Origin of the sequence: Clostridium sartagoforme (genome assembly GCF_004794105.1) — a bacterium.
In the GTDB taxonomy this organism is placed as follows: domain Bacteria; phylum Bacillota; class Clostridia; order Clostridiales; family Clostridiaceae; genus Clostridium; species Clostridium sartagoforme_B.
Genome location: NZ_SRYR01000001.1, coordinates 1,249,952 through 1,263,557, shown reverse-complemented (window position 1 = coordinate 1,263,557; position 13,606 = coordinate 1,249,952). Strand labels below are relative to the sequence as shown.

The window sequence follows — 13,606 nt, the reverse complement described above, 5'->3', positions numbered from 1 at the left end:
ACTATAGCCTATTAGCATTCTTGTATATTAACCAATACCTCCATATATTAATCCTAAGATTATTACAAGAACTGTAGTTGGTACAAAAATATACTTACCAAAATTCATAAACCACATTCCCATTTTATGTTTAGTACCTAAATTTAACTTATCTAAAGTTTCTTTTGGATCAAGAATGTAGAAGAATATTATTGCAGTTATTAATGCACCGATTGGAGAAAATACTATAGTTATAAAATCTGTGAATTTATTAAATGCTAAATCACTTAAACTTAGTGGAATAGATAGTATAAATGCTATAGATGCAGTAATATATACACTCTTTTTTCTAGTCCATTTAGTTAAATGCATAACTGCTTCTACAGGTCCTTCAAGCATTGCTATAGAAGATGAAATAGAAGCAAAAATTATACTTAAAAAGAATAGAGCACTTAGTACTTGTCCAAATGGCATAGTCTGGAATATACCAGGAACAGTTACAAATAATAAAGCTGGTCCAGCGGTAGGATTAAGACCTAAGGCAAATACTGCTGGCATAATCATAAAAGCAGCTAACATAGCGGCAAGAGTATCAAAGACTACAGTATTTATAGCACAATTTGGAATATCAAATTTTTCATCAGTGTAGCTTCCACACATAACCATACAACATCCAGTTAAAGATACTGTAAAAAAGGCTTGCCCTAGCGCCATAACCCAAGTATTTGCTTTTAATAAATAGGACCAATCAGGTGAAATAAGATATTTTACACCTTCTATAGAACCAGGTAAGCTTATGGACTTTGCTATTAAAAGAATAAATATAATAAAAAGTAAAGGAATTATGATTTTATTTATTTTTTCTATTCCTTTAGAAATCCCAAAACTAACTATAATTAAAGTTATTAGCACAGCTAATCCATGCCAAAACACTGCGCTATTGCTATTTGTAAAAGTAGTGAAGTAAGTTTCTATATCTATTTTTGAAATCTCACCAGTTAAGCTAATTTTAAAGTATTTTAATACCCATCCAATAACAACTGTGTAAAACATAAAAATTCCAGTTAAACCTATAGTGGGAATTGCAGATAATAATTTGCCATACTTTAGATTCTTTTCTCTAAAAATCTTTTGAATAGCACCCATTGATCCTACTCTAAATTGTCTACCAAAAGCAAATTCTGCTATTAAACCAACAGTACCAAGAAGTATAACAAAAATGAAATAAGGTATTAAGAAAGCAGCCCCTCCATTTTCACCTAATTTATAAGGGAACATCCATATATTCCCTAGGCCTACAGCAGCTCCAACACATGATAGAATGAAGCCAAATTTACTTGTGAATTTTTCTCTATTTTCTTTGTTTTCCAATCTTTTTACCCCCTAATGTATAATAGAAAAATTTATATAAAAAAAGTCTCATAGCTTATATGCTATGAGACCCTTTGCCTAGGATAATAAAAAGTCTCATAGCATTACCTATGAGACTTTGTTTTATTGCAACTTAAAAACTTCAGCCATCATAGATACAAAACACTAAATACGTGCGGTTTGTATCTATGAAAGACGTTATATAGATACAAACCTATCTAAAAAAGCTAAAGAAAAAGCTATTATTTAATTTTAAAATTAATAGGTCTGCTTTAATTTTCATAATTTATCTCCTAATGTATTAAAATATTAACAAAATAATACCAGTAAATTATATATATGTCAATATTAAATTTATTTTGTAAAATACTATGCATAGAAAAATAAGAATAAAGTAAATGAATTTATTTGTATATTTTAAGTGGATTTTATCATAAATAAATGGGATTTTTATAAGAAAGAATTAAATAAACTAAATATAATTGGAAAAAGTTAATGTTAAGTTAATGTAGCATGTGTATATTATGTTTATTAGCATCAAGGAGGTACAATTATGCTTACATTAAAAAATATAAAGAAAAGTTATACCACAGGTGAGTTTATCCAGGTAGCACTAGATGGTGTATCTTTAAATTTTAGGGAAAATGAATTCGTAGCGATATTAGGTCCCAGTGGATCAGGAAAAACAACATGTTTAAATGTTATTGGTGGACTTGATAAGTATGATTCAGGGGATTTAATTATTAATGGGAAATCAACAAAGGAATTTTCAGATTCTGAATGGGATTCTTACAGAAATAATAGTATAGGGTTTATATTCCAAAGTTATAACTTAATAGGACATTTAGATATAGTATCAAATGTTGAAATGGGTATGACTTTAAGTGGGATTTCAGCTAAGGTAAAAAGGGAAAAGGCGCTTGAAGCTCTTGGAAGAGTAGGGCTAAAAGACCATGTGCATAAAAAGCCTAATCAACTATCAGGAGGACAAATGCAAAGAGTTGCAATTGCAAGAGCTTTAGCAAATGATCCAGATATAATTCTTGCGGACGAGCCTACTGGAGCACTGGATACAAAAACTAGTGTGCAAATAATGGAGTTAATAAAAGAAATATCAAAGGATAAATTAGTTATAATGGTTACTCATAATCCAGAATTAGCTCAGGATTATGCTGATAGAATCGTAGAATTTAGAGATGGAAATATAGTATCAGATTCAAACCCACTAAATGTTGAAAGTAAAAAAGAAGAATATTCATTAAAGAAAACAAGCATGAGCTTTTTTACAGCTTTAAAATTATCAGCAATGAATATAAAAACTAAAAAAGGAAGAACATTTTTAACAGCTCTTGCATCAAGTATTGGTATTATAGGAATTGCTGTTATACTTAGTTTATCAAATGGATTTGATGCTAAAATAGCAGAAATGCAAGAAGATGCACTAGCAGAATATCCAATTACTATTTCAAAGCAAACTCAAGAAATTTCTAAAGAAGCCATGGAATCTAGAAGAGAAGAAATGAAAGAAAAGGCTACAGGAACATCTGAATATGTAGACTCAGATGAGGTTTATTTACATGACCCAAGTGAAAATACATTAATACATACAAATAATATATCAGAAGAGTATGTAGATTATATTAAAGGAATAGACCCAGAACTTGTAGATACTATAGGTTATACAAGAATAGCATCTATGAATCTTTTAAGAAAATTTGATGATAAAATAGAGCCTATAGCTTTTAGCAGTAGTGATAAAAGTAATTCATCACAAAGTAGTCAAATGGGTGCCGGATTAGCTTCTTATCCTAGTTCTACAAAGGATGATAGTATATCATTTATAGAAAAAAACTATGATTTATTAGAAGGGGAATATCCTAAGTCAAAGACAGATTTAGTACTTATAGTAGATTCTAAAAATAGAGTAGATGTAAATGCTATGAAGAATCTTGGAATAGATACAACTGATTTAAATAGTATCAAATTCAAAGATCTAGTAGGTATGGAGTTTAAGCTTATTTCAAATAATGATTATTATGAAAAAACACAATTTAATACATTTATGCCTTCAAGTGATTATGAAAAAATGTATAACTCAGATAATTCAGTTACATTAACATTAAGTGGTGTAGTACGTATCAAAGAAGAGGCTGGTATTTCCTTAATAGGTGAAGGGATCGCTTATAGTGATGACTTAACTGAATTAGTTATAGAGAGAGCTAAGGACTCTGATGTAGTACAAGCTCAAAAAGATGCAGACTATAATGTTATGTCAAGAGAAGCTGTTGATGAAGAGACTAAGAAAAATTTAATAGCATATTTTGGTGGAGATGAGACTCCATATGCGATTATGTTATATCCAAAGAGCTTTGAAAATAAAGATCAAGTTATATCTTACTTAGATGACTATAATGAAAATAAGTCATCTGATGATAAAATAGTATATACTGATTTATCAAAGGTGCTATCAGACATGACTGGTGGAATTATGGATGGAATAACTATAGTTTTAGTTGCATTTGCAGCTACATCATTAGTTGTATCTTTAATAATGGTAGGTATTATAACTTATATATCAGTTCTTGAGAGAACTAAAGAAATAGGGGTATTAAGAGCACTTGGAGCTAGAAAAAAAGATATCACTAGAGTATTTAATGCTGAAACATTCATAATAGGAACTGGTTCAGGTGTATTAGGTATATCAATTGCATGGATACTTACAATACCAATAAACAGTATTCTATATAAAATGACAGAGTTAGAGTCAGTAGCAAAATTAAATCCAGTACATGCAATATCATTATTAATAATAAGTGTTACACTTACTATGTTAGGTGGATGGATACCATCAAAAATGGCAGCAAGAAAAAATCCAGTAGAAGCACTTAGAAGTGAATAAGAAATAAATATAAAGGCTATCTTATGATATAAATTAAGATAGCCTATTAATATTAAGCAGAAAATATAGTAAAATCCTATTATATATGTTTCAATAAGTAATTAAATTTTGAGGACTTATGTTATTTTAAGTGAAAAATAGTTTCGAAAATAAATTATATTAATTGAAAGCATATATATATTTTGATTTTTAAATAAGTTTATCTTGTAATTACCTAACTGAAATGTTTTACATATGAACTAACTTAATAAAATATAAAAATATTATTTTAACTTATAGATATTAATTTAGGAGGGATAGTGTGGTTAAAGTATTAATAGTAGAAGATAATAATAAATTAAGAAAGTTAATTGATGTTTATTTAACGCACAATGGATATAAAACTTATAGTGCTACAGATGGACTTGTGGCACTGGAGATAATAAATAATAATATGATAGATTTAGTAATATGCGATATTATGATGCCCAATATGGATGGATTTGAGCTTATAGAAGAATTAAGAGAAATATACTCTAATTTACCAATACTCATAGTTACAGCAAAGGAATCTAAAGAAGATAAAATATTAGGATTTAAACTAGGAATTGATGACTATATGGTAAAGCCTATAGATTTAGAAGAATTATTAATGAGAGTTAAAGCATTACTTAGAAGAGCTAATATAAATAATGAACATAAATTAGCTATAAAAGATGTGGTACTTGACTATGATAAGCTAACTGTTACAAAAGGTGATGAAGAAATAGAACTGCCACAAAAAGAATTCTATCTGTTGTACAAGCTTTTGAGCTACCCTAATAAAATATTTACACGCATGCAATTGATGGATGACATATGGGGAATGGACGTGAAAAGTGATGAGCAAACAGTAAATGTACATATAAGAAGACTAAGAGAAAAGTTTTCACATTACAAGGAATTTGAAATCATAACAGTCAGAGGACTTGGATATAAGGCGGTAAGAGAAGATGATTAGGTGTTCTAGAAAATTAAGACACACTATAAAATTTAAATTTGTAGTAGCCTTTATTGTATCTATTATAATAGGAAATTTACTATCATTTTTAATAGTAAGTCCTTATATAGACAGTAAAATAGAAGAAGTATTATTTAATAGATATGAAACAATAATATCTGAATTACAAAGCTCTAAAAACTATGAAGAAAAATTAGATACCTTAATAAATCTGTATGATGGATTAGGGTATAGCTTAGCAGTACATAAAGATATAGATGAATTAAATCTAAGAAAATCTCAAGAAAAGAAGATTATTGAAGGAGAGAAATTAATATACTTAGTAGCTCATAGACCTACAGCTAAGGTAGTAGGAAAAATAAATAATACTTATATTTCATTGGAATTAAAGCATTATTCAGATATAGGACGTATTATATCGGGTATAAACAAAGTAGTACTATTTATTAATATATTAATTTGTTCATTTATAATAAGTTTTGTAATAAGAAAGCTTACAAGACCAATAGAAAAGTTAGCTGATGCTACAAATGAAATATCTGCAGGTAATTTTGATATAAATATTGATATAAAAAGTAATGATGAAGTAGGTATGCTTGTAGAAAAATTTAATTCTATGGCTAGAGATTTAAAGAATATTGAATATATGCAAACTGACTTTATTAATAATGTATCTCATGAATTTAAAACGCCAATAGCAGCTATAGATGGATTTGCAACTATACTTAAAAATACCAAGCTATCAGAAGAAGAAAGACTAGAATATTTAAATATTATAACTGATGAAGCTAGTAGGTTATCAGAGTTATCATCTAATATTTTAACACTTTCAAAACTTGATAATATAGATAATTTTAAAGGGAATAAGAAGTTTTTCTTAGATGAGCAAATTAGGAAGACTGTTATACTACTTGAAAAAGAATGGACTAATAAAAATATATCATTTAATTTTGATCTAACCAATATGTCTTATTACGGAAAAGAAGAGTACTTAATGCAAGTATGGATAAATATAATCAATAATGCTATAAAGTTTTCGGAAGAAAATAGTGAAATTGATATATGTTGCTACAAAAATCCAGAGTATGCCTTTGTTAAAATAAGAGATTATGGATGTGGAATGGATGAAGATACTAAAAAGAGAGTATTTCATAAGTTCTATCAAGGAGATAGTTCTAGAAAAGGTGAAGGATATGGACTAGGATTATCTATTTGTAAAAGAATAATTGATTTATCTAAAGGAGAAATACATGTAGAAAGTGAACCTGGAAAATATACTGAGATATTAATAAGTCTCCCATATTAATAATATAACTAAGGATATTTTCATTACAGTTACAAGGAATAATATGGTTCACATAAATGAAAGTTTAAGAGGGAGAAAGAGAAAGTACGGTGTTTTATAAATATAAGAAATAGTATCTTACAGTTAGGAGATACTATTTTTTGTGCTATATAAATAATCAAGAAACATTTTTTTATCAATAATCTGTTGATATTTAATATCTATAGATGTATAATATCCATAGATATTAAATCTATGGATTAGGAGAGTGCATTATGAAAAGAATTGTATTACTTGGTGGAAACGGATATATTGGTAGAGAGGTAACTAGACAATGGTTAAAAAAAGATAAAAACGTAGAATTCTATGTTATTTCAAGATCAGGAAATAATAAATTAGTAGATAAAAGAATACATAATTTATCAGCAGATGTAACTGATTATAATTCTGTAGAAAAGGTATTGCCTAAAGAAATTGATTGTATTATAGATTTTGTAGGCCATCCAGAAAAGGATAGTGCAGAACTTGTAAAAATTAATAAACAGCCTGCTGAAGTGATGTTAGAGATAGCTGAAAAAAATAATATTGATAAAATAGGCTTTATTGGTGGTATTTTAGGACCTAAAAGTTTTACAGATATAAAATGTGATATAATAAATATGCTTAAATTAAGTAATAAAAGAGTCGAATATGTAGAACCTACGGTTGTATATGGTAGAGATAGAAAAGATGCATTAGCTAAAATGGTTCCTGTCTTTAAAGTATTAGGAGTATTTTCAAAGAAATTAAAACCAGTTCATGTAGAAGATGTAGCTAATGAATTAATTACTAAATTAACAAAATAAGAATGGAGTTTTATTGTGAAAATAAACAAAAGTTTTGAACAAGGAATATATGTTCTTTTGATGCTAGGATTACAAAAGGATAATCAAACAGTAAAAAGTAATGTTATGAGTAATATTTTACAAGTATCAGATTCTTATTTAAAAAAAATTCTAAGAAAACTAGTGTTAGCAGATTTAATTACATCTAATGCTAGTAAAGATGGAGGATTTCAATTAAAAAAATCATTAAAGGAAACAACTTTATATGATGTATATAATGCAATTGAAACAGAAGGAATTACCTTTAATGTATCAGATTTAGCTGAACATGTTTTTAGTGATGATGAACATACTAAACAAAGCAAGAAAAAAGTGCTTGATACTATTTCTTTAGGAATTAATGCATTTAATACTCAGCTAGAAGCAGTAAATTTATCAGAATTACTTGTTGACGAAAATAATTCTAATTTGAAGATTGATTGGAATGAAAGGGTATAATAGATTATTCCTAATTATTTTATATATAATGGTAGATTGAATGCCTGAAAATAATTTAAATTGTTAAGAAAATAGAAGTTGATATTTAATTGAAGTAGATACCGTATTATCAGAATGATATGCGGTATTTTTTTCTTTATTATTCAGAGATAGAATATCAATATATTATGAAGTAAATATTTGAGTAAGTGTATAATATAAATTTACATAATATGTTATAATTAAGTAATAATTGAAAAAGATTAATAAATAATAATCTAGGGAAGTTAGGTGTTCAGTCATAAACTTTAATAATATCGTCAAAGTTAAGATGGGAAAGTAGTAGTTTTAATCAAATAGTAATAATGAAGCAAGATGTATTAAGTCTTAGAGATTTAAAATATAAAATTACAGGGAGGAAAAATGCAAGTAGGAGATAAAATAGTATTTGACAGATACCAATGGCGCATACTTGACATAAAAAATAATGCTGCTTTGATTATAACAGAAGATATAATAGAACAACGTGCTTATCATGATGTTTATAAAGATACTACATGGGCTGACTGTGAGTTAAGAAAATATCTTAATGGGGAATTTTATGATAAGTTCACCGTGACAAACAGATCAAGAATAATTCCGGTAATAAATAAGAATTCAAATAACCCATGGTATGGTACCAATGGTGGTGAAGATACAGAGGATAGAATTTTTTTATTAGATATTGAAGATATGGTATGCAGATATTTTGGAGATAGTAGTGCAAATCTGCATAATCGTGGTAAGAATCAAAAATATTGGTTTCAAAGAAAAGACAAAAATAATATTAAGAGAAGTGCTACCTTCAAGGATGGGTTATGGTGGTGGTGGCTTCGGGCTCCTGGTCGCCATAATGTAAGAGCTGTCTACGTCCACGGTGATGGTAATATAGGTATCCAAGGGAATAATATCTTCAGATGTAACATCAGTCTTTTTCACTATTTAGGGGATAATAAAGGTGGGGTTCGTCCTGCTTTGTGGTTAAAACTATAATTAAATTATTGCTAAAATGTTAGACGTGGGTTGGACTAGATGCAAGAGTTAAAAGAGTGAAATTAATGTGTTGGGATAAGATTTTTGAGCTAAAATCTGAAATTATGATATTAGGGTATAAAAGGAGGATTTAATGGGATTTAGAAAACTAGAATTAAAATATATAGATGATGCTGTTGAGTTAGCAATGAAAGAATATAAAAATGAATGTATCAATAATAAGCAACTATTGGTAAAAAATTATAGAGCAAAACTGAGAGAATTGATAGTTGATATTTTTAGCAGTAAATATGGATTATTAGCAATTCAAGATGAAGAACTGGTAGGATATCTAGTGTTTTGGGGTGGATTTCAAGGTCAATTTGGAAATGTAAAAGGTTCATTTTCCCCATTGTTTGGAAGTGCATTTGGAGGAAGAAATAGAAAAAAAACAGCATCCTTACTATTTGAATATGTATCTAAACTAATGATTAAAGATGGAATATTTAGTTTTGCAATTTGTAAATATGCACATGATAAAGAAATTATAGAATCATTCATATTGAATGGCTTTGGAATTCGTTGTAGTGATGCAATAAAAAAATTGACCAATTTAGATGAAGCAAAGATAAATAGTGGATGTAGATATGAAGAAATTAGCTATGAAAAATCTAGTGAGTTATTAAACTTAATAAATGGTCTTTCTAAGCATATGAATGGAAGTCCTATATATATGCCAGCATCATACTTAACAGCTGATGAGTTTGCAGTAAAATGTGAAGAGAGAAAAAATAGATTTTTTGCTGCATATAATGATAACAGACCTGTAGGTTATATTGAAGTATGTGAAAAAGCTGAAACATTCATTTCAGAGGATGAAGAGGTACTAAATATCTGTGGCACTTATGTTGAGGAGCAATATAGAAATAGCACAGTTGCACAAGAATTATTATTATTCACTATTAAAAAGTTATCAGATGAAGGTTTAAAATACTTAGGTGTTGATTGTGAAACCTTGAATCCAACGGCACTTAGATTTTGGACAAAATACTTTGAAGCTTATACTTATAGCTTTGTTAGACGAATTGATGAAAGAATTATAGAAATTTAATGAGAGACAATTAACATGCCCACGTACTTTATGTAATGGAGATTTCCTTCAGTGTAATGCAATAAAAAATGGTATCGGAATTACTTTAATAGACTGGGGATTTGCAGGTATTATGCCATATTCATTAGATATTGCACGACTAATAGTACATGGCTCAGAAGACTTTTTCCCATTTCCTTTTTATATGACGGATGAATATAGGCAGATTTTCTTAAAGGAAGTATATAATAAGTTGCTATATAAACCTGATTATAAGCAATTTATATGGGATGTAACACTTTCATGTTTAAATGAATGCATTGAATTTATAGAAAGTGAATTGAATGATAACTCTAGAGAAAGAGATGAAATGTTTAATTATTATTATAAAAATGCACATATTTTATCAGATATTATTTTGAGGGGAAAAGAAATTAAATATTAAAATTTTATCAGCTTAATAATTAGTAATTTGTAGAGGAGACTTTAGTATGGATACAAGAGTTATTATGATTTTTCCTGATTTTAAAAATATTAATATTATAAATGATATTCGTAAGAAATACGATCCGCTGTAAGATTTAGTATTACGACATATTACTTTAGTGTTTCCATTTGAGGGTGAGCTAACTAATGAAGAGCTGAATTTATATATGAGAGAGAGTTTAAAGGATATACATCCTTTCAAAATTGAGTTAGAAGGTTTTAGTAAACAGGAAGATAGATATGGAAATTACTTATTTTTAAATGTAGTACAAGGTATGGATGTAATTAAAAGTATTCATGATATTTTATATAAAGATAAACTTAAGGAATTTAATTTAGGTTATGATTATGTCCCACATATGACAGTTGGAAAGCTATCTTCTATGGAGCTACTAAATAAAGCATTTGATGATGTTAGTAAATATAAGGATAGATTTAGTACCTTGGTAAATAAGATATATGTTGAAATGATTGGTGAAAATGAAGAATCGATTATTTTGTTAGAGCAGGAACTCAGTTAATAGACTTAAAAATATTATAGGAAGCAGTATTTTACAAGTGTTAAAAGCTTGTTTAGAGATAAACATTCTATGAAGCAAGAATATCTGTTATTAATGATGTTAAAGGTGAAAAAATGATTATATTCAAAGAAATAAATAATGAAAATATCAGTGAAGTTCTAAGTTTAAAAGTTAATAACTCTCAAAAGGATTATATTGAAAGTATGGAAAAGGCATTGGATGATGCAAAAAATAATGCATATGGTATTAAGTGGACTCCTGTAGGGATTTACTATAATAATTTGATGATAGGATTTACAATGTATGGATTAAATTCTGAGAACTATCTATGGATTGATAGATTTTTAATAGATTATCGTTATCAAGACAAGGGATATGGAAGGAAAACATTAAATCTATTAATTAAATATTTAAAAGATTATTATTCAGTGTCTAAATATATTTGCCTAAGTGTAAGTGAAAAAAATGAGATTGCAATTAAACTATATAAGGAATTAGGATTCAGTTTTACAGGCATTTTAGATGGAAATGATCCAGTTATGGCATTAGTTATTAACTAAGTTTTAATAAGTTAAGGATGCTTATTAAGCATGAGTTTACTATCAAATCAAATTTTAATTTAGCTAATGTTTAATTAACTCATTTCGCTAAGGGAGAAGTAATAAATTAATTAGTATAAAGTTGATTGATAACTATGAAATTATCATAGAAACTAAATGGAGGTTTGATTATGTATTATGAACAAGCTAGGAATTTTATTTATAGGAATGCTAGGCCCCTTGATATAGCAAGATGGAAATATCTATTTGAAAACGGAAGTAAAGAAGAGGTTTTGATAGCATTATCTGCGTACCAAAATGAGGATGGAGGATTTGGAAATGCACTTGAGCCAGATTATTGGAATCCTAATTCATCACCAGTTCAAACTTGGGTTGCTACGGAGATAATTAAAGAGATAAATTTCAATGATAAAAATCATCCTATTATACAAGGAATATTGAATTATTTATCCTCAGGAAAGGGTTTTGATGGACATACATGGTTAAATACAGTGACTACTAACAATGATTATCCACATGCACCATGGTGGCATTTTGAAACTTCTCAGGAAATATCATATAATCCTACAGCATGCTTTATTGGTTTTATATTGAAGTTTGCAGATGAAAATAGCAAAATCTTTGAGTTGGCTTGTGTTCTTGCTAAAGAAGCATACAGTTATTTTAAGATAAATTTTCCTATGGAATCTATGCACACTGTTTCTTGCTTTGTTGAATTGTATGAGTATATAAAAGAAAGCTCAATTAATGAACTTTTGGATATAGAGGAATTTAATACATTGCTACATAAACAGATAAAACATGTTATAACATATGATACATCAAGGTGGGCAGTTGATTATGTATGTAAACCATCCTTATTCATAGGAACTAAAACAAGTGATTTCTATATGCAGAATAAAGAAATATGCGATTATGAATGTGAGTTTATCTTAAATACTCAAGAATCAGATGGTACATGGAGGATCACATGGTCATGGACAGATTATCCTGAACAATGGAACAGTAGCAAAAATTGGTGGAAATCAGATTTGATTATAAAAAATATGAGATATATTAAAGCAATCCGTAGCTAAATTCTAATATGTAGGTTAGACAAATAAGAATTTGTAATGGAGATTAGTTGAATTTTTTGAGGAGCTTAATTTTGAATTAGCAGAAAGATAACATTAAGTGATAAAAGTAAAATATTCCATCCATTAAAACTTAATGAATACTTCAAAATGTGAGGTGAAGAAATCATGGCAGATAAAAAAATTATCGTACAATTTACGATACTGACTTTTTGCATAGCCTATCTTGTATCAGGAACTTTAATTTTTCTTGGGCAGTTCGGTTATTCAGTTTATAATTGGGTTTACTCGTTAAAACAATTCGGGATGAACATTCCTTTTGCAATCTATATTTTATCACCAGCTATTGCTTCATATATAGTTCTGAAGAATAATAATAAAATAGTAGATTTTAAGGAATGGTTGAAAACAGTTTTTTATTTAAAAAATAACATTTTACTTTATTTATTCGTTGTTGGAGGCCTTTCACTGTATTTTTTTATACATATTGTAGTTTCAGGTCGTATGGAAATGGTACTTCCATTTTATACGTTTTTCCTTTCTCTACCTGGGAGCCTTATTATCGGTGGTTTGGAAGAAGCAGGTTGGATGTACATATTGCAGCCTGAGCTTGATAAAGAATATGGCTTTGTTTTATCTTCTATTTTCACAGGAATTATTTGGATTTTTTGGCATATCCCTCTCTTTTTTATTTCGGGAACTAATCATGGAGATGGACTCATTAACTTTTGGATGTTTGCAGTTCAACTCATGGCTTTTCGGTTTTTTAATGGAGCAATTTACAAAATATCAGGAAAAGGCTGTGTGTTCATGTGTGTATTATTTCATACTATGTTTAATGCAGTATCACCCATCTTCGGCACTATGACTATGACTTGGATAGGAACTGTTGTGGCAAATTCTATGATTATTATTGTTTCAATTATAACTGTTGTGATGTATAAGAAAAAGAGTAGTTAATAGTACAAGTATAAGTTATGTTAGTTAAATCCTATTTAGTAAATAGATTAAAAGCATTGATAAGTAATAACTTAGTAAAGATTCTAAATTA

General features: G+C 28.2%; 13 protein-coding genes. 12 read left to right on the top strand and 1 reads right to left on the bottom strand.

The features are described from left to right. Positions 1 to 27: 27 nt before the first annotated feature. Positions 28 to 1,350, bottom strand: coding sequence for a sodium-dependent transporter (locus E5347_RS05590; RefSeq protein ID WP_136005367.1), 1,323 nt, complete (start codon positions 1,348 to 1,350; stop codon positions 28 to 30). 553 nt (positions 1,351 to 1,903) lie between these two features. Here E5347_RS05590 and E5347_RS05585 point away from each other — a divergent pair. The 12 genes from E5347_RS05585 (at position 1,904) to E5347_RS05530 (ending at position 13,515) form a co-directional block, all read left to right on the top strand. After that, on the top strand, positions 1,904 to 4,249 hold the full coding sequence (locus tag E5347_RS05585) for an ATP-binding cassette domain-containing protein (RefSeq protein ID WP_136005365.1): 2,346 nt from the start codon (positions 1,904 to 1,906) through the stop codon (positions 4,247 to 4,249). 301 nt (positions 4,250 to 4,550) lie between these two features. Further along, entirely contained in the window at positions 4,551 to 5,228 is a 678-nt protein-coding gene (locus E5347_RS05580; protein ID WP_136005363.1) for a response regulator transcription factor, read from the top strand. After that, entirely contained in the window at positions 5,221 to 6,534 is a 1,314-nt protein-coding gene (locus E5347_RS05575; protein WP_136005361.1) for a HAMP domain-containing sensor histidine kinase, read from the top strand. The genes E5347_RS05580 and E5347_RS05575 overlap by 8 nt, the downstream gene beginning before the upstream one ends. A gap of 254 nt (positions 6,535 to 6,788) precedes the next feature. Then, positions 6,789 to 7,358 carry an NAD-dependent epimerase/dehydratase family protein gene (locus E5347_RS05570; RefSeq protein WP_136005360.1) on the top strand — a complete coding sequence of 190 codons (570 nt, stop codon included), beginning with the start codon at positions 6,789 to 6,791 and terminating at the stop codon, positions 7,356 to 7,358. Between the two features lie 15 nt (positions 7,359 to 7,373). Then, complete coding sequence (locus E5347_RS05565; RefSeq protein WP_136005358.1) at positions 7,374 to 7,835, top strand: RrF2 family transcriptional regulator; 462 nt, start codon at positions 7,374 to 7,376, stop codon at positions 7,833 to 7,835. Between the two features lie 402 nt (positions 7,836 to 8,237). Continuing rightward, the gene (locus E5347_RS05560; RefSeq protein ID WP_136005357.1) at positions 8,238 to 8,846 is read left to right on the top strand and encodes a DUF6273 domain-containing protein; all 609 of its coding nucleotides are present in this window, start codon (positions 8,238 to 8,240) and stop codon (positions 8,844 to 8,846) included. Positions 8,847 to 8,979: 133 nt separating this feature from the next. Beyond that, positions 8,980 to 9,936 carry a GNAT family N-acetyltransferase gene (locus tag E5347_RS05555; protein ID WP_136005355.1) on the top strand — a complete coding sequence of 319 codons (957 nt, stop codon included), beginning with the start codon at positions 8,980 to 8,982 and terminating at the stop codon, positions 9,934 to 9,936. A 112-nt stretch (positions 9,937 to 10,048) separates the two neighbouring features. After that, a complete protein-coding gene (locus E5347_RS05550) occupies positions 10,049 to 10,360 on the top strand; it encodes a hypothetical protein (protein WP_136005354.1) in 312 nt (103 codons plus the stop codon). A 160-nt stretch (positions 10,361 to 10,520) separates the two neighbouring features. Further along, on the top strand, positions 10,521 to 10,922 hold the full coding sequence (locus E5347_RS05545; protein WP_168354909.1) for a 2'-5' RNA ligase family protein: 402 nt from the start codon (positions 10,521 to 10,523) through the stop codon (positions 10,920 to 10,922). 113 nt (positions 10,923 to 11,035) lie between these two features. Further along, positions 11,036 to 11,482 (top strand): GNAT family N-acetyltransferase, encoded by a 447-nt coding sequence (locus E5347_RS05540; RefSeq protein ID WP_136005351.1) that lies wholly within the window; start codon positions 11,036 to 11,038, stop codon positions 11,480 to 11,482. A gap of 170 nt (positions 11,483 to 11,652) precedes the next feature. Further along, positions 11,653 to 12,558: a hypothetical protein gene (locus E5347_RS05535; protein ID WP_136005349.1), complete on the top strand. Its 906-nt coding sequence runs from the start codon at positions 11,653 to 11,655 to the stop codon at positions 12,556 to 12,558. A gap of 165 nt (positions 12,559 to 12,723) precedes the next feature. After that, positions 12,724 to 13,515: a CPBP family intramembrane glutamic endopeptidase gene (locus E5347_RS05530; RefSeq protein WP_136005348.1), complete on the top strand. Its 792-nt coding sequence runs from the start codon at positions 12,724 to 12,726 to the stop codon at positions 13,513 to 13,515. Positions 13,516 to 13,606: the final 91 nt, after the last annotated feature.